Origin of the sequence: Ancylobacter lacus (assembly GCF_018390635.1) — a bacterium.
Lineage (GTDB): Bacteria > Pseudomonadota > Alphaproteobacteria > Rhizobiales > Xanthobacteraceae > Ancylobacter > Ancylobacter lacus.
In genome coordinates this window covers 28,010-53,932 of the sequence record NZ_JAHBGE010000008.1, presented here as the reverse complement: position 1 = coordinate 53,932, position 25,923 = coordinate 28,010, and the positions used below count along the sequence as shown (strand labels likewise).

26 protein-coding genes and 1 tRNA gene are annotated in these 25,923 nt (G+C 70.5%); 16 read left to right on the top strand and 11 right to left on the bottom strand.

Annotation, left to right across the window (positions count from 1 at the left end):
• The first annotated feature begins 17 nt into the window (after window positions 1-17).
• The 4 genes from KHC27_RS01670 to KHC27_RS01655 all read left to right on the top strand — a co-directional run bounded on the left by KHC27_RS01670 (window position 18) and on the right by KHC27_RS01655 (window position 4,076).
• Window positions 18-779, top strand: coding sequence for a GyrI-like domain-containing protein (locus KHC27_RS01670; RefSeq protein ID WP_213334247.1), 762 nt, complete (start codon window positions 18-20; stop codon window positions 777-779).
• 75 nt (window positions 780-854) lie between these two features.
• On the top strand, window positions 855-2,078 hold the full coding sequence (gene rlmN / locus KHC27_RS01665) for a dual-specificity RNA methyltransferase RlmN (protein WP_246518668.1): 1,224 nt from the start codon (window positions 855-857) through the stop codon (window positions 2,076-2,078).
• A gap of 10 nt (window positions 2,079-2,088) precedes the next feature.
• Window positions 2,089-2,748: a hypothetical protein gene (locus tag KHC27_RS01660; protein WP_213334243.1), complete on the top strand. Its 660-nt coding sequence runs from the start codon at window positions 2,089-2,091 to the stop codon at window positions 2,746-2,748.
• A gap of 98 nt (window positions 2,749-2,846) precedes the next feature.
• On the top strand, window positions 2,847-4,076 hold the full coding sequence (locus KHC27_RS01655; protein WP_213334241.1) for an argininosuccinate synthase: 1,230 nt from the start codon (window positions 2,847-2,849) through the stop codon (window positions 4,074-4,076).
• 234 nt (window positions 4,077-4,310) lie between these two features.
• Here the strand turns inward: KHC27_RS01655 and KHC27_RS01650 are convergent, their stop codons facing one another.
• Entirely contained in the window at window positions 4,311-4,808 is a 498-nt protein-coding gene (locus KHC27_RS01650; RefSeq protein WP_213334239.1) for a pyridoxamine 5'-phosphate oxidase family protein, read from the bottom strand.
• A 135-nt stretch (window positions 4,809-4,943) separates the two neighbouring features.
• Between KHC27_RS01650 and KHC27_RS01645 the strand changes: the two genes are divergently transcribed.
• From KHC27_RS01645 to KHC27_RS01630, 4 genes are all read left to right on the top strand, one after another.
• Complete coding sequence (locus KHC27_RS01645) at window positions 4,944-6,059, top strand: site-2 protease family protein (protein WP_213334237.1); 1,116 nt, start codon at window positions 4,944-4,946, stop codon at window positions 6,057-6,059.
• Window positions 6,060-6,169: 110 nt separating this feature from the next.
• Window positions 6,170-6,400 carry a hypothetical protein gene (locus tag KHC27_RS01640; protein WP_213334235.1) on the top strand — a complete coding sequence of 77 codons (231 nt, stop codon included), beginning with the start codon at window positions 6,170-6,172 and terminating at the stop codon, window positions 6,398-6,400.
• 135 nt (window positions 6,401-6,535) lie between these two features.
• Window positions 6,536-8,362, top strand: a complete 1,827-nt coding sequence (typA, locus tag KHC27_RS01635) for a translational GTPase TypA (RefSeq protein WP_213334232.1) — start codon at window positions 6,536-6,538, stop codon at window positions 8,360-8,362.
• Window positions 8,363-8,541: 179 nt separating this feature from the next.
• Window positions 8,542-9,051: a GNAT family N-acetyltransferase gene (locus tag KHC27_RS01630; protein ID WP_213334229.1), complete on the top strand. Its 510-nt coding sequence runs from the start codon at window positions 8,542-8,544 to the stop codon at window positions 9,049-9,051.
• Window positions 9,052-9,102: 51 nt separating this feature from the next.
• Here the strand turns inward: KHC27_RS01630 and KHC27_RS01625 are convergent, their stop codons facing one another.
• Entirely contained in the window at window positions 9,103-9,450 is a 348-nt protein-coding gene (locus KHC27_RS01625; RefSeq protein WP_213334226.1) for a DUF167 family protein, read from the bottom strand.
• 16 nt (window positions 9,451-9,466) lie between these two features.
• Entirely contained in the window at window positions 9,467-9,745 is a 279-nt protein-coding gene (locus KHC27_RS01620) for a YggT family protein (protein WP_213334224.1), read from the bottom strand.
• Between the two features lie 245 nt (window positions 9,746-9,990).
• Between KHC27_RS01620 and KHC27_RS01615 the strand changes: the two genes are divergently transcribed.
• A tRNA-Ala gene (locus KHC27_RS01615) sits at window positions 9,991-10,066 on the top strand.
• A 216-nt stretch (window positions 10,067-10,282) separates the two neighbouring features.
• On the top strand, window positions 10,283-12,271 hold the full coding sequence (locus KHC27_RS01610; protein ID WP_213334222.1) for a methyl-accepting chemotaxis protein: 1,989 nt from the start codon (window positions 10,283-10,285) through the stop codon (window positions 12,269-12,271).
• Window positions 12,272-12,603: 332 nt separating this feature from the next.
• Here the strand turns inward: KHC27_RS01610 and KHC27_RS01605 are convergent, their stop codons facing one another.
• The 5 genes from KHC27_RS01605 to KHC27_RS01585 all read right to left on the bottom strand — a co-directional run bounded on the left by KHC27_RS01605 (window position 12,604) and on the right by KHC27_RS01585 (window position 16,071).
• Entirely contained in the window at window positions 12,604-13,092 is a 489-nt protein-coding gene (locus KHC27_RS01605) for a GNAT family acetyltransferase (protein ID WP_213334220.1), read from the bottom strand.
• Window positions 13,093-13,307: 215 nt separating this feature from the next.
• Entirely contained in the window at window positions 13,308-14,072 is a 765-nt protein-coding gene (locus KHC27_RS01600) for a glutamine amidotransferase (RefSeq protein WP_213334218.1), read from the bottom strand.
• 199 nt (window positions 14,073-14,271) lie between these two features.
• Window positions 14,272-14,703 carry an alternative ribosome rescue aminoacyl-tRNA hydrolase ArfB gene (arfB, locus tag KHC27_RS01595; protein WP_213334216.1) on the bottom strand — a complete coding sequence of 144 codons (432 nt, stop codon included), beginning with the start codon at window positions 14,701-14,703 and terminating at the stop codon, window positions 14,272-14,274.
• A gap of 2 nt (window positions 14,704-14,705) precedes the next feature.
• Window positions 14,706-15,308, bottom strand: a complete 603-nt coding sequence (locus KHC27_RS01590) for a cyclic nucleotide-binding domain-containing protein (protein WP_213334214.1) — start codon at window positions 15,306-15,308, stop codon at window positions 14,706-14,708.
• A 76-nt stretch (window positions 15,309-15,384) separates the two neighbouring features.
• Window positions 15,385-16,071, bottom strand: coding sequence for a response regulator transcription factor (locus tag KHC27_RS01585; RefSeq protein ID WP_213334212.1), 687 nt, complete (start codon window positions 16,069-16,071; stop codon window positions 15,385-15,387).
• 249 nt (window positions 16,072-16,320) lie between these two features.
• On the opposite strand from KHC27_RS01585, the gene KHC27_RS01580 reads away from it, so the two are divergent.
• Window positions 16,321-16,818 (top strand): L,D-transpeptidase family protein, encoded by a 498-nt coding sequence (locus KHC27_RS01580; protein WP_343210805.1) that lies wholly within the window; start codon window positions 16,321-16,323, stop codon window positions 16,816-16,818.
• Between the two features lie 3 nt (window positions 16,819-16,821).
• Here KHC27_RS01580 and KHC27_RS01575 read toward each other — a convergent pair whose 3' ends face one another.
• Complete coding sequence (locus KHC27_RS01575; protein WP_213334208.1) at window positions 16,822-17,487, bottom strand: YggS family pyridoxal phosphate-dependent enzyme; 666 nt, start codon at window positions 17,485-17,487, stop codon at window positions 16,822-16,824.
• A 57-nt stretch (window positions 17,488-17,544) separates the two neighbouring features.
• Between KHC27_RS01575 and KHC27_RS01570 the strand changes: the two genes are divergently transcribed.
• The 5 genes from KHC27_RS01570 to holA all read left to right on the top strand — a co-directional run bounded on the left by KHC27_RS01570 (window position 17,545) and on the right by holA (window position 24,159).
• Window positions 17,545-17,958, top strand: a complete 414-nt coding sequence (locus KHC27_RS01570) for a VOC family protein (protein ID WP_213334206.1) — start codon at window positions 17,545-17,547, stop codon at window positions 17,956-17,958.
• A gap of 90 nt (window positions 17,959-18,048) precedes the next feature.
• Entirely contained in the window at window positions 18,049-19,737 is a 1,689-nt protein-coding gene (locus KHC27_RS01565; protein ID WP_213334203.1) for a sensor domain-containing diguanylate cyclase, read from the top strand.
• A 144-nt stretch (window positions 19,738-19,881) separates the two neighbouring features.
• The gene (gene leuS, locus KHC27_RS01560; RefSeq protein WP_213334200.1) at window positions 19,882-22,512 is read left to right on the top strand and encodes a leucine--tRNA ligase; all 2,631 of its coding nucleotides are present in this window, start codon (window positions 19,882-19,884) and stop codon (window positions 22,510-22,512) included.
• Complete coding sequence (locus KHC27_RS01555; protein WP_213334199.1) at window positions 22,499-23,128, top strand: hypothetical protein; 630 nt, start codon at window positions 22,499-22,501, stop codon at window positions 23,126-23,128. The genes leuS and KHC27_RS01555 overlap by 14 nt, the downstream gene beginning before the upstream one ends.
• Before the next feature lie 2 nt (window positions 23,129-23,130).
• Window positions 23,131-24,159: a DNA polymerase III subunit delta gene (gene holA / locus KHC27_RS01550; protein WP_213334197.1), complete on the top strand. Its 1,029-nt coding sequence runs from the start codon at window positions 23,131-23,133 to the stop codon at window positions 24,157-24,159.
• A gap of 6 nt (window positions 24,160-24,165) precedes the next feature.
• On the opposite strand, the gene KHC27_RS01545 is transcribed toward holA, so the two are convergent.
• Both KHC27_RS01545 and KHC27_RS01540 read right to left on the bottom strand, forming a co-directional pair.
• Window positions 24,166-25,050 (bottom strand): ParB/RepB/Spo0J family partition protein, encoded by an 885-nt coding sequence (locus KHC27_RS01545; protein ID WP_213334510.1) that lies wholly within the window; start codon window positions 25,048-25,050, stop codon window positions 24,166-24,168.
• Between the two features lie 23 nt (window positions 25,051-25,073).
• On the bottom strand, window positions 25,074-25,919 hold the full coding sequence (locus KHC27_RS01540; protein WP_213334195.1) for a ParA family protein: 846 nt from the start codon (window positions 25,917-25,919) through the stop codon (window positions 25,074-25,076).
• Between the last annotated feature and the right edge of the window lie 4 nt (window positions 25,920-25,923).

The following is a 25,923-nucleotide window of genomic DNA, read 5'->3' as shown; positions in this document are numbered from 1 at the left end:
CGCCGGCAGGGTGACCCATGGATCTGCGCTCTCTTCGCCGCCTGTTTCGTCCTTGCGCCGCCGCCACCGGCCTCGCGCTGCTGGCGCTCGGATCGGGCGTTCCCGCCGTGCGCGCGCAGGCGCCGGCCACCCCGCCCGCCGGCACCGCGCCGGAGGCGAGCCCGCCCGCCGCCGCGCCCGCCCTGCCCGGCGACGACGACGATGCACTCTCAAGCCCGCCGGTGGTCGACCCCAAGGGCGTCGACACCCAGCCCGTGCCCGCCGCGCCGGATGGCGTCACCACCGCCGACGGCAACCGCGACCCGCAGAACCGGCCGGATGGCTATGGCGAGCTGGTGGAGCTGCAGCCCCGCGCGGTGCTGACCCGGAAGGGCCAGTCGAGCTGGGAGGAGGGCTATGTCAGCATCGTCAACGCGGTGAAGGAGACCGACGCCGAGCTGGCGCGGATGAAGCTGAAGCCCGCCGGGCCGCCCATGGTCGTCTACACCGCCACCGACGATGCCGGCTTCGACTTCGAGGTGGCGCTGCCCTTCGCCGGGGCCACCACGGACAAGCCGCTGGGCGGCCTCACCTTCTCCGCCTCCCCCGCCGGCCGGGCGATGCGCTTCACCCATCGCGGCTCCTATGACGCGATGGACCCGACCTATGAGCAGATCGCAAACCTGCTGGACGCAAAAGACCTCGAGGCGCAGGACCTCTACATCGAGGAATACCGCTCCGATCCCCGCTCCACCTCGCCCGACGATCTCGTGATCGACATCTACGTACCGCTGAAGTGAGCCTGCGGCGCGGGCCATTCGCCATGGCGCAGCATTCGTGCTAAAACCCGCGCAAGCAACTTTCACAGACCGATGATGACCGTGATCGACACCGCGCCGCGCACCGCGCCGGCCGACGCAACCACCTCGCCGCCGCGTGCAGGGCTGCCCTCGCTCGCCGGCCTCAGCCGTGCCCGCCTTCTGGCGGCGCTGGCGGAGCTCGGCCTGCCCGAACGCGAGCAGCGCATGCGGGCGGCGCAGCTCTGGCACTGGATCTACCTGCGCGGCGTCACCTCCTTCGACGAGATGACCAATGTCGGCAAGGGCCTGCGCGCCCGGCTCGCCGAGCGCTTCACGCTGGCCCGGCCCGAGGTGGTGGTCGAGCAGGTCTCCGCCGACGGCACCCGCAAATGGCTGCTGCGGCTGCCGCCGGAGATCGCCGGCGACCGGCCCCACGACGTCGAGATGGTCTACATCCCGGAGAGCGACCGCGGCACGCTCTGCGTTTCCAGCCAGGTCGGCTGCACGCTGAACTGCTCGTTCTGCCACACCGGCACCCAGCGCCTGGTGCGCAACCTGACCGCCGCCGAGATCGTGGCGCAGGTGATGGTCGCGCGCGACCGGCTCGGCGACTACCCCGGCGCCACCCGCGCCACCGGCCCCGGCCTGCCCACCGAAGGCGACCGGCTTCTCACCAACATCGTCTTCATGGGCATGGGCGAACCGCTCTACGCCTATGATTCCGTCGCCGAATCGATCGAGATCCTGGCGGATGGCGAGGGCCTCGGCATCGGCAAGCGCCGCATCACGGTCTCGACCTCCGGCGTGGTGCCGGAAATCGAGCGGCTGGGCCGCGAGGTCGGGCCGATGCTGGCGATCTCGCTCCATGCCGTGCGCGACGAGCTGCGCGACGAGCTGGTGCCGATCAACAAGAAGTACCCGCTGAAGCAGCTTCTCGAGGCCTGCCGCACCTACCCCCCGGTGTCGAACGCCAAGCGCATCACCTTCGAATATGTGATGCTGAAGGGCGTGAACGACAGCCCGGCCGATGCGCGGGCGCTGGTGCGGCTGCTGGCCGGCATCCCGGCCAAGATCAACCTCATCCCGTTCAACCCCTGGCCCGGCACCCGCTACGAGTGCTCGGACTGGGAGACCATCGAGCAGTTTTCCGACATCGTCTTCCGCGCCGGCTATTCGAGCCCCGTGCGCACCCCGCGCGGGCGCGACATCCTCGCCGCCTGCGGCCAGCTCAAGAGCGAGACCGAACGTCTCTCCGCGCGCGAAAGGCTCGCCCTGCGGGCCATGGCGGCCGCGGAATAGGGCGCCGGAAATGGATCGGCTGCTCCGCCTGCTGCTGCGTGTCCTGGTCGTGCCGTTGGGCTACCTCGCCGGCATGCTCGCCATGCTGGTGGTGATGACGATGGGCCTGTTCGACCTGAGCCACGCGCTGCCCCGGCTGATGACGCTGGACCTGCCCGGCATCGTCGACGCCGTCATCAAGGTGATGACCGCGCTGTCCGGGCTGGCGCTGACCGCCTGGGGGCTGGCGAGCGTCGGCATGCTGTTCGCGGAGGTCTTCGCGGTCCGCTCGCTGCTGTACCACACGCTGAATGTGGGCCTCGCCGGCTGGATCGCCGGGCAGATGCTGACGCCGTTCGGGTCGATGCCGGTCGATGGCGCCGATTTCTACCCGCTCGCCGCCGGCCTGTGCGGCGGGGTGGTCTACTGGATCATCGCCGGCTGGACCTCCGGCTTCTGGAAGCCGATCGATGGCGGGCGGATGCCGCGGCGGCCGAAGCCGGCGCCGGCGCCGGTCATCCCGGCCAGGTTCCTCACCGGCCCGGGCGGTCCCGGCGGCCCGGGCGGCGCCGGCGCGCCCTTCCCCGGCCAGAGCCGGGTGGTGGAGGCCGAAATCCTGCCGCCGGACTCCCCGGTGCCGATGGGGCTGCGCTCCGTCCCCGCCACGCCGCGCCAGCCCGGCTCCTCCTGAGCCGGCATTCGTGCCGGCTCTTGCGCCACCCGCCGGCGCGCCTATAGTCCGCGCGCCCTTCGGCAGGGCATGAATGCCTTCTCAGCGCGGAATTCGACATGGCTAGCGACGTGAAGCGGGTGGTCCTCGCCTATTCGGGCGGACTCGACACCTCGGTCATCCTCAAATGGCTGCAGACCACCTATGGCTGCGAGGTGGTGACCTTCACCGCCGATCTCGGCCAGGGCGAGGAGCTGGAGCCCGCACGCCGCAAGGCCGAACTGCTCGGCATCCGCCCCGAGCACATCTTCATCGAGGATGTTCGCGAAGAGTTCGTCGCCGACTACGTCTTCCCGATGTTCCGCGCCAACGCGCTCTATGAGGGGCTCTATCTCCTCGGCACCTCGATCGCCCGCCCGCTGATCGCGAAGAAGCAGATCGAGATCGCCCGCAAGGTCGGCGCCGACGCGGTGTCCCACGGCGCCACCGGCAAGGGCAACGACCAGGTGCGGTTCGAGCTGAGCTATTACGCGCTGGAGCCGGACATCAAGATCATCGCGCCGTGGCGCGAATGGGACCTGCGCTCGCGCGAACAGCTCATCGCCTTCGCCGAATCGCACCAGATCCAGATCGCCAAGGACAAGCGCGGCGAGGCGCCCTTCTCGGTCGACGCCAACCTGCTGCACTCCTCCTCCGAGGGCAAGGTGCTGGAGGACCCGGCGATCGAGGCGCCGGAATTCGTCTACCAGCGCACCATCGCCCCCGAGGACGCCCCGGACCGGGCGACCTACATCACCGTCGGCTTCGAGAAGGGCGACGCGGTCTCGATCGACGGCGAGGCGCTTTCCCCCGCCGCCCTGCTGACCCGGCTCAACGCGCTGGGCAAGGAAAACGGCATCGGCCGGCTCGACCTCGTCGAGAACCGCTTCGTCGGCATGAAGTCGCGCGGCGTCTACGAGACGCCGGGCGGCACCATCCTCCTGAAGGCGCATCGCGGCATCGAGAGCATCACGCTCGACCGCGGCGCGGCGCACCTGAAGGACGACATCATGCCGCGCTACGCCGAGCTGATCTACAACGGCTTCTGGTTCTCGCCGGAGCGCGAGATGCTGCAGGCGCTCATCGACAAGAGCCAGGAGCTGGTCACCGGCGAGGTGCGGCTGAAGCTCTACAAGGGCAATGTCGAGGTGGTGGGGCGCAGCTCGCCCTATTCGCTCTACAACCAGGACCTCGTGACCTTCGAGGAAGGCGCGGTGGCCTATGACCACCGCGACGCCGCCGGCTTCATCAAGCTGAACGCGCTGCGCCTGCGCACGCTGGGCAGCCGCACCCGCAAGATCGCCGGCTGAGACAGCCCTGCACCCGGCCAGGCCGGCGGCGGCCCCAAGCGGCCGCCGGCTCTTGCGGTTCTGGCCGCTCCCGCAGGCGGCGTCCCCCCGGCGGTACGGCGCGGTCGAGCCTGCCGACGAAAGCCGCCGGGGCGGCACAGACCGACGAAAGCCGCCGGGGCGGCACAGCGGCGGGCCGGCCGCGACGGCAGATGCCGCTGGCGCCGCCGGCGGACCCTCACCCCAACATGTCCATCAGTCGAGCGGCACCTTCCGGTTGTCGCCGAGGTTGGCCCGCTCGCCCTTGATCCGCGCCGCGACCATCTTCAGCGTGATCAGGATCGAGCTGGCGGTGCCGTCCCAGTATTCGGCCTCCGCGGGGAGGAAGCGCAGCACGCGGATGTTGGGGTCGTCCTTGCCCTGCGGCCAGTAGGCCCGCGCCGCGTCGTTCCACAGCTCCCCGACCTTGGCGCGGTCGTCCAGCACCTCGCACTCGCCGGAGACGGAGAGAAAGTCGTTCTTCGCCCCGTTGGCGAAGGTCAGCGCGCCCTGCGGGTCGCGGCTCAGCTCGTCGTCGGCATGGCCCCGGCGGTCGGTGAGGAACCAGATGCAGCCCTCCTCCCGGGCGGGGAAGGCGTGCATCGGCCGGCCACGCAGGGTCTCGCCCTGCTTGGTCACCAGCATGCAGGTGCGGATGCTTTCCATCATCTGCCACACCTGGTCGATCGCCTCGGCGGTGTTCTTGTCGTCCATGAAGGCCTCCTGTGGGTTCACAGCAGCAACACGGCGGCCCGGGGCGGGTTCCCCCGCCGCGGCGCGGAGGACCGAATCGGCTGTCCTGCCGCGACGGTGCGGCTATGCTGCCGGCGCTTACGCAAGGAGAATCCCATGCCCTGGTCGCTCACCATCGGATATGTCTATGGAACGGCGGTCCGCATCCACGTCACCTTCCTGCTGTTCCTGGTGTGGATCTGGGCCGCCTATTACCAGCGCGGCGGCGCCAGCGCGGCGTGGGAGGGGGTCGCCTTCGTGGCGCTGCTGTTCCTGTGCGTGCTGCTGCACGAGTTCGGCCACATCTTCGCGGCCCGGCGCTATGGGGTGAAGACGCCCGAGGTGGTGCTGTGGCCGTTCGGCGGCATCGCCAATCTCGAACGCATCCCGGAAAAGCCGTCGGAGGAGCTGGTGGTGGCGCTCGCCGGGCCGGCGGTGAACGTGGTCATCGCGCTGGTGCTGATCCTGCTGCTCGGCGGCACCACCGGGGTGGAGCACCTGCAGGACATCGAGAACCCGCAGGTCGGCATGCTGGCCAAGCTCGCCGGGGCGAACATCTTCCTCGTGGTGTTCAACCTCATCCCCGCCTTCCCGATGGATGGCGGGCGGGTGCTGCGGGCGCTGCTGGCGATGCGGATGGGCCACGCCCAGGCCACCCAGACCGCCGCCTCGATCGGCCAGACGCTGGCGGTCGGCCTCGGGCTGCTCGGCATCTTCGGCAATCCCATGCTGATCATCATCGCGGTGTTCGTGTTCCTCGCCGCCTCGGGCGAGGCCGGCCATGTCCAGATGCGGCAGGTGGCGCGCGGCATGCTGGTGCAGGACGCGATGATCACCCATTTCGAGACGCTGGGGCCCACCGCCAGCGTCGGCGACGCCGCCGAGGCGCTGATCCGCACCACGCAGAAGGAATTCCCCATCGTCGACGGCGCCGGCCATCTGCGCGGGGTGCTGACCCGCGACGCCATGATCCGCGCGCTGCAGGCCGGCGGGCCGGACGCCCCGGTGCTGGAGGCGATGCAGGGCGACATTCCCACCGTCTCGCTGCGCAGCCCGCTGGAGGCGGCGCTGGCCCTGCTCACCCGCAGCCGCGCCCCGGTGGTGGGGGCGCTGGACGCCGAGGGGCGCCTCGTCGGGCTGCTGTCGCCGGAGAACATCGGCGAGATGATGATGCTGCGCACCGCCCGGCCGGAAGGCCGCTTCGGCCCGTGGGGCCGCAAGCCCGGCGCCTGACGGGCCGGCACGCGCGGCCGGAACCGGCGCCGCCGGCGGGCATTGATCCCCGGCAGGGGCCGGGCTGCGCCCGCCGCGCAGCCTCGCCTCCCCGAGCCGAGGAGGACACCATGATGAACCAGCAGACGCCGGTCCGGCTGCAGTACTGGCCGGCCTCCCACAGCGTGGACGCGCCCGACCAGTGGCCGGACAGCTACGAATTCGACAGCGTCGACGACGCCGTCGCCTTCGCCATGACCCAGTCGCCCTCCCACCGCGAGGTCGCCTGGCTGCGCACCGGCGACGGCGAGGTGATCAAATATCCCGGCATCCTCGCGCTGTGGCAGCTCCGCCGGGCGTGACCGCGGGATACCTCCGGCGCCCGCGCCCGGCGCCGCCCCGCCTGATGCGTTGATCTTCCGACGTTTGCGGGTATATTGCGCCGCGAAATTCACGCGGGTCCGAACCCCCTCGGACCCGCTTTTTGGTGTTCATCTATGAAGCTGCGCAACATCGCCATCATCGCTCACGTCGACCACGGCAAGACCACGCTGGTGGACGAGCTGCTCAAGCAGTCCGGATCCTACCGCGAAAACCAGCGCGTCGCCGAGCGGGTGATGGATTCGAACGACCTCGAAAAGGAGCGCGGCATCACCATCCTCGCCAAGGCCACCTCGGTGGTCTGGAAGGATACCCGGATCAACATCGTCGACACCCCCGGCCACGCCGATTTCGGCGGCGAGGTCGAGCGTATCCTGAACATGGTGGACGGCGCCATCGTGCTGGTGGACGCCGCCGAGGGCCCGATGCCGCAGACCAAGTTCGTGGTCGGCAAGGCGCTCAAGGTCGGGCTGCGTCCGATCGTCGCGATCAACAAGGTCGACCGCCAGGATGCCCGCGCCCAGGAGGTCATCAACGAGGTGTTCGACCTGTTCGCCGCGCTCGACGCCAATGACGAACAGCTCGACTTCCCCATCCTCTACGGCTCCGGCCGCAACGGCTGGATGGCGCATTCCCCGGAAGGCCCGCAGGACCAGGGCATGGCGCCGCTGTTCGACCTCGTGCTGAAGCACGTGCCGGAGCCGACGGTGGAGGAAGCCCCCTTCAAGATGATCGGCACGCTGCTGGAGGCGAACCCCTTCCTCGGCCGCATGATCACCGGGCGCATCACCTCCGGCTCGATCAAGCCGAACCAGGCCATCAAGGTGCTGGCGCAGGACGGCTCGCTGGTCGAGCAGGGCCGCATCTCCAAGATCCTCGCCTTCCGCGGCATCGAGCGCCAGCCGATCGAGGAGGGCGTTGCCGGCGACATCGTCGCCATCGCCGGCCTCTCCAAGGGCACCGTGGCCGACACCTTCTGCGACCCCTCGGTGGAAACCCCGCTGAAGGCCCAGCCGATCGACCCGCCCACCGTCACCATGACCTTTATCGTCAACGATTCGCCGCTCGCCGGCACCGAGGGCGACAAGGTGACCAGCCGCGTCATCCGCGACCGGCTGTTCCGCGAGGCGGAAGGCAATGTCGCGCTGAAGATCGAGGAATCCACCGAGAAGGATTCGTTCTACGTCTCCGGTCGCGGTGAACTCCAGCTCGCGGTGCTGATCGAGACCATGCGCCGCGAGGGCTTCGAGATCGCGGTGTCGCGCCCGCGCGTGGTGTTCACCAAGAGCGAGGCGGGCGAGATCCTCGAGCCGATCGAGGAAGTGCTGATCGACGTCGACGAGGAGTTCTCCGGCGTCGTCGTGCAGAAGATGAGCGAGCGCCGCGCCGAAATGGTCGAGATGCGCCCCTCCGGCGGCAACCGCGTGCGGCTGGTGTTCTACGCCCCGACCCGCGGCCTTATCGGCTACCAGTCGGAGCTGCTGACCGACACCCGCGGCACCGCCATCATGAACCGGCTGTTCCACGCCTACGCCCCCCACAAGGGCGAGATCGCCGGCCGCACCAACGGCGTGCTGATCGCCAACGAGGCCGGCGAGGCGGTGGCCTATGCGCTGTGGAACCTGGAAGACCGCGGCCCGATGATGATCGAGCCGGGCTGGAAGGTCTATCAGGGCATGCTGGTGGGCGTTCATACCCGCGACAACGACCTTGAGGTCAATGTCCTCAAGGGCAAGAAGCTCACCAATATCCGCACCACCTCCAAGGACGAGGCGGTGCGCCTGACCCCGCCGATCCGCATGACGCTGGAGCGGGCGCTGGCCTGGATCCAGGACGACGAGCTGGTCGAGGTCACGCCGAAGTCGATCCGCCTGCGCAAGCGCCTGCTCGACCCCAACGAGCGCAAGCGCGAGGAGCGCCGCAAGGAAGCCGAGGGCGTCTGACCCCCGGCCCGCGCGGCCCGGCAAGGGCCCGCTCCGTCCTTCCTCTGCGAAAGCCCCGGCGCGGCGCCTGCCCGCCGGGGCTTTCATTGTCGTGTCCGCGCGGTCACGTCCAGGCCATCACGGCGGATAGCGCAAACTGCCCTCTTGATCGCGGGCGGCGCATTTGCTCCCATTCAGTCATGAGCACGCTCCTGATCGAAACCCGCCGGGCCCAGCCGGCCGACGCAGCGGAACTCGCAGAGATCCACGATGCCGCGTGGCGCGCGGCGTATCGGGGGGTGATCCCCGGCGCGGACCTCGAAAAGATGATCCACCGCCGCGGCCCGGCGTGGTGGCAGTCCGCGCTCAACCGCGGCTCCCGGGTGCTGGTGCTCACCTTCGGCGACGCGCTGGCTGGCTACGCCAATTTCGGCCGCAACCGCGCCCGCAGCCTGCCTTTCGAGGGCGAGATCTACGAGATCTACCTCAAGCCGGAATATCAGGGCCTCGGCTTCGGCCGCCGGCTGTTCCGCGATGCCCGTAAGGAACTCTCCGGCGCCGGCTTCGAGGGGATCGCGGTGTGGGCGCTGGCCGATAACGAGCCGGCGGTCGGGTTCTACCGGGCGCTGGGCGGCCGCCCCGTCGCCCGCTCCTCGGAAACCTTCGGCGGCAAGACGCTGGAGAAGATCGCCTTCGGCTGGCACGCCTGAGGGCCTGCGCAGGGCCGGGAGGGCCGAATCCGGCGCGGCCGGTGTGCGGCCTCAGCCGAGGCCGAGACGGGCGCCGAGCCGCGCCGCCAGCGCTGCGGGCTCACCGGCGATGTGGAAGGTCTTCAGCCGCGCCGTCGCGCCCTGGGCAAGGCTCACCGCGGAAGGCGCGACACCGGCGGCCTCGGCCACCAGTCGCCCGAGCGCGGCATTGGCCTTGCCGTCCTCTGCCGCCACCGCCACCCGCGCCTTGACCACGCTGCGCCCGTCCGCGAGCTGCGCCACGCCGTCGATGGCGTCGCGCCCGCCGCGCGGGGTGGCGCGCACCGTCAGCCGCACCCCGTCGGGCCGCAGGGTCCAGGGCGGCGATGTGTCCGGCGGCGCGTCCGGCGGCGCGTTCATCCCGGCGCCCCGCCGCTCAGACCAGGAACTCGAACAGCAGGTTGCGGATGAAATAGAGCCCGATGATCAGGATCACCGGCGAGATGTCGATGCCGCCGAGATTGGGCAGCAGCCGGCGGATCGGCCCCAGCACCGGCTCGGTGACCCGCCACAGGAACTCGCCGACATTGCGGACGAAGGGGTTGTGCGGGTTGACCACATTGAACGCCACCAGCCACGACAGGACGGCGGAGGCGATCAGGATCCAGACATAGAGCGAAATCAGCGTATCGATCAGCCAGAGAAGCGAATTCATCGCGATCCTCGATCGGGGGCCGTGGCGGAAGGGCCGTGCGCCGTGCGGAAGGGAACGGAGCCGCCGGCGGCGCCGCTGGCACGATGCTTAATGGGCCGGCGGGATCGCGGCAACCCCCTGCGGCAGCGTGTTCTTCACGCCTTTGCGGGCCGCGGGGCGGCCGCCGATGCGAAGCTTCGGTTGACGGCGCGCCGACCCGCTTGACAGCGCCGTGGCGCCAAACGTACAAGGCGCGGCCTGAGGCTGGGGCCGTAGCTCAGTTGGGAGAGCGCTGCAATCGCACTGCAGAGGTCAGGGGTTCAAATCCCCTCGGCTCCACCAGCCTTCTGCCTGAATTTCTCGTGACTTCGCTGTTTCGCGATTCACCCCGACATTACCCCCACATCTGACGCGGATTTCAGCGAACGCCGGCGAATGTCGACGTGAACGCCCGCCGCTTCGCCGGTTCTCCGCCACACTCGCCGATCCCCCCAAGGGCGCCTGGCCTCCTTCAAACGGGCCCATGCGAGAGCGACCCGAGCGTGATCGAGGGCGGCGGTGACGGCGGCGACACGCGCGATCACGGCTGCCCGCAGTGCCGAGCTATCGGGTATCGAGGCGTTCGAGCCGCTTGCCATCGACATGCGGTGTGGCACGCGGAGCGGAACGGCGGCGCCTCCTCGGCCGGCTGAAGCTCAGCCGGCCCTCAGCCTGAAGCAAGCTTACCATCGTTTGAATTTCCGGTTCGACACTCCCGGCATCGTCGTCCGGCAAGCCGAAGCGGCACCCGCTTTGGAGCGCCAGCCGAAGATACAAAACGCCTGTTGCTTCAGGCTCTCGGCAACATTTCCTTCTCGGTGGCCCCTTATGAACGTGAAGAATCTCGCGATCCGCACCAAGATCATGCTGGCATTCGGCCTTGTCCTCATTGCCAGCCTTGCAACCGGCGGGGTCATCCTGACAGCGCAGTCGACCGTTAGTCAGAATGTCGGCTGGACCGTCCACACCTATGAGGTGTTGGACCGTGTCGACAGGATGATGGCCGCAATGGTGGACCAGGAAACCGGTCTCCGCGGCTATCTGATCACCGGCAAGGACGAAAATCTGGAGCCGCTCCGGAATGGCGAGAGCGCCTTTGCCGCCAACTGGAAGGACGCCAAGTCGCTCACCAGCGACAATGCCATCCAGCAGAAGCGGCTCGATGCTGTCCGGGAGCACGTCGAGGCCTGGCAGCGCGATGTTTCCTCCTATGCCATCAATCTCATGAAGGCGGGGTCCACCGAGGCCGCCCGTGAGGTGGAATATGCCGGCAAGGGCAAGGCCTATTTCGACAAGATCCGTAGCCTTGTCGCCGAACTGAACCAAGCCGAAGCGTCCCTGCTTACCGTCCGCGAGGACGACATGCGCGCGGCCGAGCGCATGATCATAGTCGCCGTCGGATTCTCGGTGCTGATCATCATCATCATCGGCGCCGGTGCGGCCCTCGTCCTCAACAAGCTGATCGCCTTGCCGATCCGTGCGACGGTGACCGGCATGGATCGAATCCGCCGCGGCGACTTCGCCACGGTCGTCGATTACACCGAGCGCAAGGATGAGATCGGCGCCATCAGCAACGCGCTGCTCACCTTCCGCGATAGCCTTGCCGAAGCCGATGCCGCCCGCCGCGAGGCGACCGCCCGCGCCGAGGCCGAGCGCGCGGCGATGGCCCGGCGCGACCGGCTGGCGCAATCCTTCGTCACCAATATGGAAAACATCGTGAACCATGTCGCCTCCTCCTCGAACGAGGTGTCAGCGGCGGCACGCAACCTGTCGGATACAGCCGAGGAGACCTCGCGCCAGGCAATGGCCGTCACCAATGCGGCGGCGGAAGCCTCCACCAATGTGCAAACGGTCGCCAGCGCCACCGAGGAGATGAGCTCGTCCATCAACGAGATCGGCTCCCAGGTCACACAGGCCGCCGCCTTCGCCGCCTCGGGCTCGGAAGAGGTCACCCGCGCCGCCGGCGAAATCCGCGAGCTTTCCGAAGCCGCCAGCAAGATCGGCGAGGTGATCAACCTGATCACCGACATCGCCGGCCAGACCAACCTGCTCGCGCTCAACGCCACCATCGAGGCGGCGCGGGCGGGTGAGGCAGGCCGCGGCTTCGCGGTGGTGGCGCAGGAGGTGAAGCAGCTCGCCGAGCAGACCGCCCGCGCGACCCAGGACATCAGCGCCAAGGTGCAGGGCATCCAGCAGTCGACCGGCCGCACCGTCGGCTCGATCGAGAAGATCGTCGGCATCATCACCCGGATCCGCGACGTCACCACGGCCATCGCCTCCGCCGTGGAAGAGCAGGCCGCCACCACGCGCGAAATCGCCAGCAACACGCATATGGCAGCCAGCGGTACCGGCGCGGTGAACGACAACATGGCCGGCGTTGGTCGCTCGGCGGAGCTGACGGGCGCGGCATCGACGCAGCTCTCCTCGCTGTCGACGTCGCTGTCCTCGCGCGCCAGCGACCTGCAGCGCGAAGTCGCCGAGTTCGTGCAGAACCTGCGCGCGGGCTGAACGCGGCGGGCTGGGGCGTTTTCCAGACGCTGCCGCGCCGCGCTGCCGGGCTTCGTGGGATGTCGTCGCCGGCATCGGGGGACAGGCGAGAGGGGTGGCGAACCCCGCTCGCTCCACGCGCGGGCGGCCGACCCGCCCGGGCGTGCGACCGGCCCCGGCCGCTGGTTGGGGTCGTCGCGTCGCACTGGGCCGGCCGGCGCGTTCCGGCGTGATGAAAACCTCGGCGAAAGGGGAAGGCCGCCTCGTTCCTCCGGCGACGATTCCGGCGCCGTCCGAGCCGACCGCGACACGCCGCCGGTGGCCGTGCATATGAGCCGTCTGCTTCGCAGCTCTCAGCCCGCCGGGTCGCGCCGGGCTTCGGCCGCCTCCGCCGGGCCTACCTCGCGTTCCGCCAGCGTGCTGAGTCGCTGGAACAGGCCGAGCGTAAGGAGCGCCAGGCAGCCCGCGCCCACCAGCAGGGCGGGGTAGAGCAGCTTCGTCATGTCGCTGCGCGCGGTCTCGAAGGTGAGCACCAGCCCTTCGAGGAAGATGGCGATGATCATGGTGGTGAGGAATTTGGTGAGCCCGCGCCGGGCATCGGCCGGGGTGCGCTTGTCCCGCCCCGCCGGCACCTCCTCCTCGAAGAAATATTTGGCGACGTCGATCAGCGCCATGGCGACGATGAGGTAGCCGACGATCGACAGCAGCTCCTCGCGCGCCGGCACCTCGCCCGAGAGCGCGGCGCCCAGCACCTGGAACGGCGCGGAGAGCAGGAGGGCGCCGGCCACCAGCACCAGCGCGCAGGCGCCGATGGCGAAGACGGCGCGAATCAGCAGGTTCATGGCACGATCCGCAAGCGGGAGGCGGGGCGGCGGGCCCGCCCGCTCTCGCCGGCCCGCGCCATGCTGGAAGGCAGCCGGCCGGCCGGGGCCGGCGGCCGGTCGCGCGTCAGGTTCGGAGAAGAACAGCCCGGCCGAACCGCCCGCCACGCAGGCCGGCCGGCACGCCCATGAGAACCCGCCGGCGCAAGGAAGGTTCCCGAGCACCTTCGGCAGGTTCACCCGTGGCGGGCGAGCCCGTTCGGCAGGCCCACCCTCAGGCCGGCAGGGCGGCCCGCATGCGCGCCGGTCCAGTGGTCCATGAAGGCGTCGAGCCACAGCCGCACCCGGGCGTCGTGCTGGAGCCGGTCGAGAAAATGGGCGCTGCGCGGCCGGGCATTGGGCAGGTCCAGCCGCTCGCTGCCGCGCACCGTCCAGCGGCACATCATGTGGTGGGTGACTTCCGGGTGGAACTGGATGCCATAGGCACGGGCGCCATAGCGGAAGGCCTGGTTGGGGAAGGCCTCGCCCTGCGCCAGCAGCTCCGCGCCGGCCGGCACCTCGAAGCCCTCGCGGTGCCAGTGATAGACATGGTCGGGCCACAGATGCCCCGCCGCCCCCGGCAGCAGGCGGGCGCCGGCCTCGGTGGGGCGCAGCGGGTAATAGCCGATCTCGACCAGACCCTGCGGGTGCGGCCCCACCCGCCCGCCGAGATGGCGCGCCAGCATCTGGGCGCCGAGGCAGATGCCGAGGAACGGCTTGTTCTCCGCCAGCGGCACGCCGATCCAGTCGATCTCGGCGCGGACATAGTCATGGGCGTCGTTGGCGCTCTGCGGCCCGCCGAAGACGATGGCGCCGGCATGCTCCGCCAGGGTGGCGGGAAGCGGCTCGCCGAGGCAGGGGCGCCGCACGTCGAGCCGGAAGCCGCGCTCCACCAGCCTGAGGCCGATCCGCCCCGGGGAGGAATGCTCCTGGTGGAGCACGATCAGGATCGCGGGGCTCATGGCTCTCCATCGGGTGACCCGCCGGCGGCGGGCGGCTGCTACCGCAGCGCAGCAATTTCATATGACTACGAAACGTCCGCCGTCTCAAGACGTTCGCGGGAACGCGACGTTCGAAGAGGCAAGGATCCGAAGAGGCAAGGATCGGGCCGCTGGCAGCCGCCGCCGCGCCCGGCGGGGACCCGCCGGGGGGACGCCGCGTTCAGTCCTCGTCCGTGCCGGGGCGGCCGCGCCGGTCGGCCTTGATGCCGGAGCGCCGCGCCTTGCCCTCCAGCCGCCGGAGCTTGGAGCCGAGGGTGGGCCGGGTGGCGCGCCGGCGCACCGGCACCACCGCGGCGGCCTTCAGCAGCTCCAGCAGCCGCTCGCGGGCGTCCTGGCGGTTCTGCTCCTGGGTGCGGAAGCGCTGGGCGCTGATGACCAGCACCCCGTCGCGGGTCAGCCGCCGGCCGGCCAGCGCCACCAGCCGCAGCTTCAGCCCCTCGGGAAGGGAGGGGGAGTTGCGCACGTCGAGCCGGAGCTGCACCGCGGTCGACAGCTTGTTGACGTTCTGCCCGCCGGGACCGGACGCGCGCACGAAGCTTTCCTCGATCTCCGCCTCGTCGAGGACGATCGAGGCGGTGACCTCCAGCGCCACGACTATTCCGCCTGTTCGGGCCGGATGGCGCCCGCCTCGGGCGGCGCGGCCGCCGCGCCCTCGGGCTGGGCCGCGCCGAGCAGGGCGTCGACGTCGAGCGTGTCGAGGTTCACGGCGGAAAGGTCGACCTGCGGCCCCTCGATCGCCTCGAGCCGGCCGCGCACCCGCTGCAGCCCGCCCACCGTCTCGCCGAGCCGCTGGCGGATGTCGCGGGCGATCCGCACCGCCGCGTCCGGGAAGCTTTCCACCGTGCGCATGAAGATGCTGCGGGGAATGCGCAGCACGCTCGACATCTCGGTGGCGGTGGCGGTAGCGGGACGCAGGGTCTGGGTGATGAGCGCCATCTCGCCGAGCAGCGTGCCCGGGCCGACCGTGATGGCGCTGCGCGCGGCGATCCCGTTCGGCGCGTCCTCGCGGGTGAGCATGAAGCTGCCGCTTACCACGACGAAGGCGGAATCCGCCTCCTGCCCCTCGCGGAACAGGATGTCGCCGCCGCGCACGACGCGCGATTCCGCGCCGATGGCGATGATGCGCAACGCCTCACGGCCGAGGAGATTCAGCGTCTTGATGCGATCCAGAAGCTGGATGTCGTCGTCGATGCTCATGCGCAGGCAGCGGGCTCGGGCGGGAGGTGGCGGCGGACGGGCCGGCCGCAACAGGCGCGGCGGCGCGAATCACCGGTCAGGGTAGCAGCTTGTAACCCCCGGCCTCGGTGGCAAGAAGGTTCGGATGCGAAGGATCCTTCTCGATCTTCTGCCGGAGCCGGTAGATGTGGGTTTCCAGCGTGTGGGTGGTGACGCCGGAATTGTAGCCCCACACCTCCTGCAGCAGGATTTCGCGCGCCACCGGCTTCTTTCCGGCGCGGTAGAGATAGCGCAGGATCGCGGTTTCCTTCTCGGTGAGGCGGATCTTCGAATTGCGCTCGGTCACCAGCATCTTCGCGCCGGGGCGGAAGGTATAGGGCCCGATGGTGAAGACCGCGTCCTCGCTGGCCTCGTGCGAGCGCATCTGCGCCCGCACCCGGGCGAGCAGCACGGCGAAGCGGAACGGCTTCACGACATAGTCGTTCGCCCCGGCCTCGAGGCCCATGATGGCGTCGCTGTCGGTGTCGTGGCCGGTGAGCATGATGACCGGCGCCTTGAAGCCGTTGCGGCGCATCACCCGCACCGCGTCGCGCCCGTCCATGTCGGGCAGGCCGACATCCATCAGCACCAGGTCGACCCGGTCGGCGCCGACCTGATCGATGGCCGCCTGCGCCGAATCGACCGCCACCGTGTCGAATTCCTCCAGCGAAGCCAGCTGCTCCACCAGCGCCTCGCGCAGCTCGTTGTCGTCGTCCACCACCAGAATTCGTTGGGCGTTCGCCATATTCCTGTCCTGCAACCGTCCGCGTGCCGCGCCTGCGCCCATCCCTGATATAGGATCCCTCGTCTTCGCGCCCTTCGGACTTAGGACGGGCGGGACGCCTCCGGCAAGCGCCGCAGCGTCACCGCCGCCGACGCCCGCCAGTCTCGTGACGTGATCGTGAACGCAAAACGCCGAAAGAAGAAGCCCCTTCCCGCCGGCAAGCTCCGCTTAAACGCTGCAGGCCGGCCGCCCGTTCAACGCCTGCGTGTGGTGACGCGCCCCGGCGCGCGGGCGCGCGGCTGGGTGCTGCTGGACGGGCGCGCCCTTCCCGTCGCCCTCGGGCCGGCCGGCATCCGCCACGCCAAGCGCGAGGGCGACGGCGCCACACCGGCGGGGAGCTGGCATCCGCTGGAGCTGCGGTGGCGGCCCGACCGCGGCCGGCGGCCCGCCACCGCGCTGCCGGCCCGGCCGATGCGCCCCGACGATGGCTGGTGCGACGCGCCGGGGGCGGCCTGCTACAACAGGCCGGTGCGGCGGCCGTTCCGCGCTTCGCACGAGGAGATGTGGCGGCAGGACGGGCTGTACGACCTCGTCGTCATCCTCGACCACAACCAGCGCCCGCGCACCGCGCGCGGCGGCTCGGCGGTCTTTCTCCACATCGCGCGGCCGGGCTTTCCGCCGACCGCCGGCTGCATCGCCTTCCGCCCGGCGGATCTGCGCCGGGTGCTGGCGCGGCTGGGGCCGCGCACGCGGATCGAGGTCGGCTGAGGCTCAGCGGTGGCCGAAAATGGCGCTGCCGACCCGCACATGGGTGGCGCCGAGCTGGATCGCGGTCTCGAAATCCCCGCTCATGCCCATGGACAGGGTGGCGAGCCCATGGCGGCGGGCGATGGTGGCCAGCAGCGCGAAATGCGGCGCCGCCGGCTCCCCGGCGGGCGGGATGCACATCAGCCCCTCGACGGCGAGGCCGTGGCGGGTTCGGCAGGCCTCGATGAAGGCGTCCGCCTCCAGCGGCCCCACGCCCGCCTTCTGCGGTTCCTCCCCGGTGTTCACCTGCACCAGCAGCCGGGGCGCCGGCCGGCCTTCCAGCCGGGGGATTTCGCGGGCGAGGGCGCCCGCCAGCGATTCGCGGTCGAGCGTATGGATGACGTCGAACAGGGCCAGCGCCTCGCGCACCTTGTTGGACTGGAGCGGGCCGATGAGGTGCAGCTCGACATCGGGATGCCGCTCGCGCAGCGCCGGCCACTTGCCCCTGGCCTCCTGCACCCGGTTCTCCCCGAACAGGCGCTGGCCCTCCTCCAGCGCCGGCAGGATATCCCCGGCCTCGAAGGTCTTGGACACGGCGACGAGCCGCACCGAGCCCGCCGGACGCCCGGCGTCGCGGGTGGCACGCTCGATCCGCCCGCGCACCTCGGCCAATCGGTCGGCGACGCTCATGCAAGGTTCCTCTAGGGTTGAGCCGGCCCGGCGCGGCCAAGCGAGGGAATGGAAACCATGCGGCTGCTTGTCAACATCGACGTGCCGGATTTCGAGGCGGCGCGGCGCTTCTATGTCGAGGCCTTCGGTCTCGCCGAGGGCCGCCGCTTCGGCGGGGCGGGGCTGGAGCTGCTCGGCGCGAGCTGCGCGATCTACCTGCTGGTGAAGCCCGCCGGCTCCCGGGCGACGCCGGCCGGCGGCGAGCGGGACTATGGCCGGCACTGGACCCCGGTCCATCTCGACATCGTGGTCGACGACATCGAGCCCGCCCTCGCCCGGGCGCTGGCGGCGGGGGCGGTGCTGGAGGCGCCGCTGCGCGAGGCGGCCTGGGGCCGGATCGCCGGTCTGGCGGACCCGTTCGGCAACGGCTTCTGCCTGATCGCCTTCTCCGCGCAGGGCTACGACGCCGTCGCGACCCCGCCGGCGCAATAAGCGTGCGCGCAGGCCCGTCTGCTCGATTGCGCCGGCCGCGGCTTCATGCGCTTATCGGCGGGACGAGGAGGCGCCGGACAGGCGGGATACATGTCCGTTTCCGACGAAATGACAGGCTTTTCCGGGCGGCGGGCCGGGGAGGCGCGGCAATCGAGGTTGTTTCCGGCTCGGGGGCGCCGGACCAGCCTGCGTTCGCGCCTGATCGGGCTGGTGGCCATCGGCCTCGCCTTCCTCCTTGCCGAGCGGGTCGCCAGCATCAACGCGCAGCGCCACGAGCTGCTGGCGGCGGCGAGCAAGAACGTGCTGGACCTCACCAATCGCGGGTTGGCGCAGTACCGCGAGGTGCTCGCCACGGTGCACGGCACCCTTCAGGCGGTCTCGCTCGGGGCGGTGGAGTCGATCCAGGGCGGGCCGGGCTGCGCCAGCCTTCAGAACATCGTCGAGCTGGTGCCGGAGATCGGCTCGATCGCGCTGGCGACGCCGCAGGGCCAGGTGGTCTGCGCCTCCGCGCCGACGGCGATGTATCTCGACCTGTCGCAGCGCGACTACATGCGGATCGCCCTGCGCGGGCACTTCGCGCTCTCCAGCGTGTCCAGCAACTATGTCAGCGGCCTGCCCAGCATCTTCGCCGCCCAGCCGGTGGTGGACGATGAGGGCAACGTCATCGCCGTCGTGGTCGCGCGCATTCAGCTCGACCTCATCTTCCCGCTCTCGATCATCTCCGATCTCGACCTCTCCGCCGCGGTGCTGATGATCGACCCCGAGGGCGCCGTCATAAACGCCTCTCCCAATGGCGACACGCTGGCCGGCAAGGACCTGCGCCGGACCCCGCTGGTGTCCTATATGCTCAGCCGCTCCTCCGGCACCTTCACCACCGCCGGGCCGGACGGGGTCGAGCGCATCTACGGCTTCGAGCGCCTGCCCGAGAGCAATATGCGCCTTGCCGTCGGCATCAGCGCCAGCACGCTCAAGGCCGAGATCGAAACCGCGACGCTGCGGGCGGTGGCGATCTTCCTCGCCGCCTGCGCGGTCATCTTCATCGGCCTCTGGATCGCCGGTGAGCGGCTGATGGTGCGGCCGGTGCAGGAACTGGCGATGCGGCTGGCCGCGTTCGGCCGCGGCCAGGAGCCGGCGCAGGCCGAGGCTTCCTCCCTGCGCATCTCCGAGCTGGACCCGCTGGTCGACGCCTTCACCGACATGGCGGCCCGGCTGACCGAGCGCGAGACGGCGCTGCAGGAGGCCAACCGGCAGCTCAACCTGCTGGCCAATCGCGACCCCCTCACCGGCGTCGCCAACCGCCGGGCCTTCGACGAGGCGGTGGAATCCTTCCGGGGACCCGGAGGGCGGGTCGCCATGCTGATGATCGACATCGACTACTTCAAGGAGTTCAACGACCGCTACGGCCATGCCGAGGGCGACAGCGCGCTGCGCCGGGTCGCGGCGGCGCTGGCGGCCAATGTGCGCCGGGAGGATCTGGTGGCGCGGATCGGGGGCGAGGAATTCGCGGTGCTGCTGCCCCGCGCCGATAGCGCCCGGGCCGGCGAGACCGCCAACCGGCTGCGCCTCGCCATCGAGGAGATCGGCATCGCCCATGCCGGCTCCACCCACGGCCGCGTCACGGTGAGCATCGGCTTCGCCGCCAGCCGCCCCGAGGAAGGCGTCGGCCCCTCCACGCTGCTGGTGATGGCCGACCGCGCCCTCTATGCCGCCAAGGCGGCGGGGCGCAACGCGGTGCGCGGCAATGACAGCGGGGCGCTGCCGGCCAGCCGTTCGCTCTGACCCGGCGCGGCGGCACGGCGCTGTTGACCGCGGGCGCCCGTCGTGGCCTAGTCCCGCCGCATCCGCCGCGCCCGCGCGCGGGCCGCTGTCGGCTCGCGCGTGGCCGAAGGCTCGCTACCCCGACAGGCTTTGCAAAGACATCCGATGAGCACCGAACGCTACAATGCCCGCGAGGCCGAACCCCGCTGGCAGAAGGTCTGGGACGAGCGCGGGATATTCCGCACCCGAAACGACGACCCCCGGCCGAAATATTACGTGCTGGAGATGTTTCCCTACCCGTCGGGCCGCATCCACATCGGGCATGGCCGCAACTATGTGATGGGCGACGTGGTCGCCCGCTTCAAGCGGATGAAGGGCTTCAACGTTCTCCACCCGATGGGCTGGGACGCGTTCGGCCTGCCGGCGGAGAACGCCGCGATCGAGCGCAACACCCACCCCGGCGTGTGGACCTACGAGAACATCGCCACCATGCGCGAGCAGCTCAAGCTGCTGGGCCTCTCGCTGGACTGGTCGCGCGAGATCGCGACCTGCGACCCCGCCTATTATGGCGAGCAGCAGCGCATCTTCCTGGAGTTCCTGAAGGGCGGCTTCGTCTACCGCAAGGAGAGCGAGGTCAACTGGGATCCGGTCGACAACACCGTGCTCGCCAATGAGCAGGTGATCGACGGACGCGGCTGGCGTTCCGGGGCGCTGGTGGAGCGCCGCAAGCTGGCGCAGTGGTTCTTCCGCATCACCGCGCTGGCGCAGGAGCTGCTGGACGGGCTGGACACGCTGGAGCGCTGGCCGGACAAGGTGCGGCTGATGCAGCGCAACTGGATCGGCCGTTCCGAGGGGCTGCATGTGCGCTTCGAGCTGGCGGCGGGCGCGGCCGCCGCGGCCGAACTGCCGCGCGAGGTGAAGGTCTACACCACCCGGCCGGACACGCTGTTCGGCGCCTCCTTCCTGGCGCTGTCGGCGGGCCACCCGCTGACCGAGACGCTGGCCGCCGGCAACCCCGCGCTCGCTGCCTTCGTCGAGGAATGCCGCCGCGGCGGCACCTCCACCGCCGAGATCGAGACCCAGGAGAAGATGGGCTTCGACACCGGGCTGAAGGTGCGCCATCCGCTCGGCGGGCCGGACCTGCCGGTCTACGTCGCCAATTTCGTGCTGATGGAATACGGCACCGGCGCCATCTTCGGCTGCCCGGCGCACGACCAGCGCGATCTCGACTTCGCCCGCAAATACGGCCTGCCCGTTACCCCGGTGGTGCTGCCGCCGGAGGCGGACCCCGCCAGCTTCGCGGTCGGCGACATCGCCTATGACGGCGAGGGCACGCTCTACCACTCCGGCTTCCTCGACGGGCTCTCCATTCCCGAGGCCAAGGAGGCGGTGGCGGCGCGGCTGGAGAAGCAGACGCTCGGCAACGCGCCGGTGGGCGAGCGGGCGGTGAATTTCCGCCTGCGCGACTGGGGCATCTCGCGCCAGCGCTACTGGGGCTGCCCGATCCCGATCATCCATTGCGAGAGCTGCGGCCCGGTGCCGGTGCCGGAGGACCAGCTCCCGGTGCGGCTGCCGGACGACGTGACCTTCGACGCGCCGGGCAACCCGCTGGATCGCCACCCGACGTGGAAGCACGTCGCCTGCCCGCACTGCGGCGGCCCCGCCCGGCGCGAGACCGACACCATGGACACCTTCGTGGACTCGTCCTGGTATTTCGCTCGTTTCGCTTCCGAACCGAACACGCCGCCGCTGCAGAAGGGCGCCGCCGACCACTGGCTGCCGGTCGACCAGTACATTGGCGGCATCGAGCACGCGATCCTGCACCTGCTCTATTCCCGCTTCTTCACCCGGGCGCTGAACAAGATCGGCCGCGTCTCGATCGAGGAGCCGTTCGCCGGCCTGTTCACGCAGGGGATGATCGTCCACGAGACCTACAAGGACCCGGCCGGGCGCTGGCTGTTTCCCGAGGATGTGGAGAAGGCGGCGGACGGCTCGCCGGTGACGGTCGCCACCGGCGAACCGGTGACCATCGGGCCGCCGGAGAAGATGTCGAAGTCGAAGCGCAACGTGGTTCCGCCGGAGGTCGTCGCCGACACCTATGGCGTGGACTGCGCCCGCTGGTTCATGCTCTCCGACACCCCGCCGGAGCGCGACAGCGAGTGGACCAGCGCCGGCATCGAGGGCGCCTGGCGCTTCGTCCAGCGCATCTGGCGCCTGGTCGGCGAGGTGCTGGCGCTGGTGCCCGAGGCGCCGGAGGCCCCCGCGGCATTCGGCGAGGCCGCGCTCGGCCTGCGCCGGGCCGCGCACAAGCTGGCGGCGCAGATGGCCGAGGATGTCGAGCGGCTGCGCTTCAACGTGGCGGTCGCCCGCGTCCACGCCTTCGCCAATGTGTTCGGCGACGCGGTGGTGGCGGCGCGCAAGAGCGCCGAGGCCGGGCCGCTGCCGGCCGACACCGCCTTCGCCCTGCACGAGGCCGCGCGCTACCTCGTCCGCGCCATCGCCCCGAGCGTGCCGCATCTCGCCGAGGAATGCTGGGCCGCGCTGGGCGGGGAGGGCCTCGCGGCCGAGGCCGCCTGGCCGGACAGCGACCCGGAACTGCTCGCCGAGGACACCGTTACGCTGCCGATACAGATCAACGGCAAGCGCCGGGCTGACATCACCGTGCCGAAGGCGGCGAGCCCCGCCGAGGTGGAGCACGCCGTTCTCGCCCTCGATGCGGTGGTGAAAGCCCTCGACGGGCGGCCGCCGAAGCGTATCATCGTCGTTCCTCAGAGGATCGTGAATGTCGTTGCCTGATCGCCCGGCCATCGAAGCATTCGCCCGACCCCTCGCCCGCCGCGGCTTCGGCCTGGCCGTGGCCGGTCTTCTCGCCCTCGCCACCGCCGGCTGCTTCAAGCCGATGTATGCCGAGAGCACGACCGACAGCCCCAGCCTCGGCGAGCAGCTCACCAATGTCGAGATCGTGTTCGTCCAGGGCCGGATCGGCAACGAGATCCGCAACGATCTCATCTTCGCCCTCACCGGCGGGGCGGGAAACCCCAAGGGCGCGCCCTACCGGCTGGTGATGCAGGTGTCGGACAACACGACGTCGACGATCATCGACAACGTCACCGGCCTGCCCGAGGTCGAGCTGGTGACGGTGGACGCGGCCTGGCAGCTCTTCGCCGCCGGCGACGACAAGAAGCCGCTGACGACCGGGCGCGCCTTCGGCAAGGCCTCGATCGACAGCGGCTATCAGCGCTTCGCCCGGGCCCGGGCGCTGCGCGACGCACAGAACCGCTCGGCCAATGTCGCGGCGGACCTCATCAAGAGCCAGCTCGCCGCCTGGTTCGTCACCCACCCCGCAGGCCCGGCCGCCCCGGCCTCCGCCGCCGCGGCCCCTGCGCCGGCCCCCGCCGTGCCCAAGAGCTGACCGTGGTCGCCGTAAAGGCGGCGGAGGTCGACGCGGCCCTCTCCCGCATCGACCCGCTGCGGCCGGTGGTGCTGCTGTTCGGGCCGGATTCCGGCCTGGTGCGCGAACGCGCCGCGGCCTATCTGCGCCGCGCCGAGGCCGGCGCGGACGACCCCTTCGGCCGGGTGAAGCTCGACGGCGACGACATCGCCGGCACCCCCGGACGCCTCGTCGAGGAAGCCTCCACCATCGCGCTGTTCGGCGGCCGCCGGGTGGTCTCGCTGCGGGTGGGCTCGCGCAACGTGGTGCCGGCGGTCGAGGCGCTGCTCGCCGCCCCGCCGGCGGAGGCGGTGGTGGTCATCGAGGCCGGCGACCTGAAGAAGGGAGCGCCGCTGCGGGCGCTGTGCGAGGCCTCGCCACGGGCGCTGGCCATCGCCTGCTACGCCGATGGCGAGCGCGACATCGCCCGGCTGATCGATACCATGACCCAGGAAGCCGGCATCGCCATCGACCGCGACGCCCGGGCGGAACTCGCCGGCCTCATCGGCGGCGACCGGATGGCCTCGCGCGGCGAGATCGCCAAGCTGCTGCTCTATGCCGCCGGCGAGCCCCGCATCACCAGCGCGCATGTGCGCGCCATCGTCGGCGACGCCTCCAGCCTCGCGCTCGACGAGATCGCCGATTCCGCGCTGGCCGGCGCGGCGGCGCCGATGGCGGAGGCCTATGCCAAGGCGATGGCCGAGGGGATGCGCGGGGATGTCGTGCTGGGCTCGGTGCAGCGGGCGCTGCAGGGGCTGCACCAGCTCCGGCTGCAGGTCGAGGCCGGAACGCCGCCCGACCGGGTGATCGAGAGCGCCCGGCCGGCGATCCATTTCCGCCGCAAGCCGCTGGTGGAAAAGGCCTTGCGCTCGTGGAGCGCGGCGCGGCTGCTCGCCGCCCTGCTGACGCTGGACGACGCGCTGCTGGCCGCCCGGCGCCATGCCGGGCTCGGCCCCGCCATTGCCGAACGGGCGCTGCTGCAGCTCGCCGCCACCGCCCGCCGCGCCGGCTGAGGCCGCTCAGCCGCCGGCGAGGAGCCGGGCGAGTTCGTCGAGCTGGTCGAGCGAACTGTAGCGGATGCGCAGTTCCCCGCTTTCGCCGTCATGCTTCAGCGTGACCTTCAGCCCCAGCGCGTCGGCGATGCGGCGTTCCAGCGCCCGGGTGTCGGCGTCGGGCGGGGTGCGCACCTTGGCAGGCCGCCCGGCCGCCTCGGCCCGCACCGCGTTCAGCTCCTGCGCCAGCGCCTCGACCTCGCGCACGTTCAGGCCCTGTTCGACGATGGCACGGGCCAGCGTCTCCGGGTCGTCCTGGGTCAGCAGGGCGCGGGCATGGCCGGCGGAGAGGCGGCCATCGGCGAGATAGGTCTTCACCGCGTCCGGCAGCTTCAGCAGCCGAACCGTGTTGGCGACATGGCTGCGGCTCTTGCCGATGACGCGGGCGACATCGGCCTGGGAATAGCCGAACTGCTCCGCCAGCGACTGGTAGCCCATCGCCTCTTCCAGCGGGTTGAGGTCGGCGCGCTGCACATTCTCGATGATGGCGATCTCGAGCGCCTCGCGATCGGTCACCTCGATGACGACGACCGGCACCTCGTGCAGCCCGGCGGTCTGCGCCGCGCGCCAGCGGCGTTCGCCGGCGATGATCTCGAACGCCTCCGGCCCCGCGGCCCGCACCACGATGGGCTGGATCACGCCGCGGGCGCGGATCGAGTCGGCCAGTTCCGCAAGCTCCTCCACGCCGAAGCTGCGGCGGGGATTGTGCGGGTTGGGGCGGAGGAAGGCGATCGGCACCCGCCGCTGGCCGGAGCGGCCCGGCCGCTCGGCGCCGGCATTCTCCTGGCCGACATCGCCGATCAGCGCCGCCAGCCCGCGGCCGAGGCGCGAGCGTCCATTCTCATCGGGCATTGCCATCATCGTCTCCCTCGGCGTCACGCGGCGCGCAGCTCGCGCTCGCGCTGGATGATTTCGGAAGCGAGACGGATATACGCCTGCGAGCCCGAGCATTTGAGATCATAAAGCAGCGCCGGCTTGCCGTAGGACGGCGCCTCGGAAATGCGGACGTTGCGGGGGATGATGGTGTCGTAGACCTTCGATCCCATGAACTGCTTCACATCCGCCACCACCTGTCCCGACAGGTTGTTGCGGGCGTCGAACATGGTGAGGACGATGCCGTGGATGCTGAGCGTGGGATTCAGCGTGGTGCGCACCTGCTCCACCGTCTTCAACAGCTGCGACAGACCCTCAAGGGCAAAGAACTCGCACTGCAGCGGCACCAGGATCGCGTTCGCCGCGGCCATGGCGTTGATGGTGATGAGGTTCAGCGAGGGCGGGCAGTCGATCAGCACATAGTCGAACGGCGCCGCGCCGCCCTCCGGCGTCAGCGACCGAATAGCGTTACGGAGCCGAAACGCACGGTCGCGAAAGCCGGCGATCTCCAGCTCCAGCCCGGAGAGGTCCATGGTGGAGGCGACGATGGAGAGTCGCGGCACCGCGGTGGGCAGCAGCGCCTCGGCCATCGGCGCGTCGCCGACCATGACGTCGTAGCTCGACACCCGCCGGCTGCGCTGCTCGATGCCGAGCCCGGTGGAGGCGTTGCCCTGCGGGTCGAGATCGACAATGAGCACGCGCTCGCCGATCGCCGCCAGCGCGGTGCCGAGATTGATAGCGGTGGTGGTCTTGCCCACCCCGCCCTTCTGGTTGGCGAGAGCCAGCACCCGTGGCCCCGGCGCTCCGGCGGAAGGCGAGGGAAGATCGCTGGAGGGAAGCTCGTTCATGGCT

What these genes read in the sequence shown, in the direction of transcription:
- KHC27_RS01670 (WP_213334247.1), top strand. Translation starts at nt 18, where the DNA reads ATGGATCTGCGCTCTCTTCGCCGCCTGTTTCGTCCTTGCGCCGCCGCC.
- rlmN (WP_246518668.1), top strand. Translation starts at nt 855, where the DNA reads ATGACCGTGATCGACACCGCGCCGCGCACCGCGCCGGCCGACGCAACC.
- KHC27_RS01660 (WP_213334243.1), top strand. Translation starts at nt 2,089, where the DNA reads ATGGATCGGCTGCTCCGCCTGCTGCTGCGTGTCCTGGTCGTGCCGTTG.
- KHC27_RS01655 (WP_213334241.1), top strand. Translation starts at nt 2,847, where the DNA reads ATGGCTAGCGACGTGAAGCGGGTGGTCCTCGCCTATTCGGGCGGACTC.
- KHC27_RS01650 (WP_213334239.1), bottom strand. Translation starts at nt 4,808, where the DNA reads ATGGACGACAAGAACACCGCCGAGGCGATCGACCAGGTGTGGCAGATG.
- KHC27_RS01645 (WP_213334237.1), top strand. Translation starts at nt 4,944, where the DNA reads ATGCCCTGGTCGCTCACCATCGGATATGTCTATGGAACGGCGGTCCGC.
- KHC27_RS01640 (WP_213334235.1), top strand. Translation starts at nt 6,170, where the DNA reads ATGATGAACCAGCAGACGCCGGTCCGGCTGCAGTACTGGCCGGCCTCC.
- typA (WP_213334232.1), top strand. Translation starts at nt 6,536, where the DNA reads ATGAAGCTGCGCAACATCGCCATCATCGCTCACGTCGACCACGGCAAG.
- KHC27_RS01630 (WP_213334229.1), top strand. Translation starts at nt 8,542, where the DNA reads ATGAGCACGCTCCTGATCGAAACCCGCCGGGCCCAGCCGGCCGACGCA.
- KHC27_RS01625 (WP_213334226.1), bottom strand. Translation starts at nt 9,450, where the DNA reads ATGAACGCGCCGCCGGACGCGCCGCCGGACACATCGCCGCCCTGGACC.
- KHC27_RS01620 (WP_213334224.1), bottom strand. Translation starts at nt 9,745, where the DNA reads ATGAATTCGCTTCTCTGGCTGATCGATACGCTGATTTCGCTCTATGTC.
- KHC27_RS01605 (WP_213334220.1), bottom strand. Translation starts at nt 13,092, where the DNA reads ATGAACCTGCTGATTCGCGCCGTCTTCGCCATCGGCGCCTGCGCGCTG.
- KHC27_RS01600 (WP_213334218.1), bottom strand. Translation starts at nt 14,072, where the DNA reads ATGAGCCCCGCGATCCTGATCGTGCTCCACCAGGAGCATTCCTCCCCG.
- KHC27_RS01590 (WP_213334214.1), bottom strand. Translation starts at nt 15,308, where the DNA reads ATGAGCATCGACGACGACATCCAGCTTCTGGATCGCATCAAGACGCTG.
- KHC27_RS01585 (WP_213334212.1), bottom strand. Translation starts at nt 16,071, where the DNA reads ATGGCGAACGCCCAACGAATTCTGGTGGTGGACGACGACAACGAGCTG.
- KHC27_RS01575 (WP_213334208.1), bottom strand. Translation starts at nt 17,487, where the DNA reads ATGAGCGTCGCCGACCGATTGGCCGAGGTGCGCGGGCGGATCGAGCGT.
- KHC27_RS01570 (WP_213334206.1), top strand. Translation starts at nt 17,545, where the DNA reads ATGCGGCTGCTTGTCAACATCGACGTGCCGGATTTCGAGGCGGCGCGG.
- KHC27_RS01565 (WP_213334203.1), top strand. Translation starts at nt 18,049, where the DNA reads ATGTCCGTTTCCGACGAAATGACAGGCTTTTCCGGGCGGCGGGCCGGG.
- leuS (WP_213334200.1), top strand. Translation starts at nt 19,882, where the DNA reads ATGAGCACCGAACGCTACAATGCCCGCGAGGCCGAACCCCGCTGGCAG.
- KHC27_RS01555 (WP_213334199.1), top strand. Translation starts at nt 22,499, where the DNA reads ATGTCGTTGCCTGATCGCCCGGCCATCGAAGCATTCGCCCGACCCCTC.
- KHC27_RS01545 (WP_213334510.1), bottom strand. Translation starts at nt 25,050, where the DNA reads ATGCCCGATGAGAATGGACGCTCGCGCCTCGGCCGCGGGCTGGCGGCG.
- KHC27_RS01540 (WP_213334195.1), bottom strand. Translation starts at nt 25,919, where the DNA reads ATGAACGAGCTTCCCTCCAGCGATCTTCCCTCGCCTTCCGCCGGAGCG.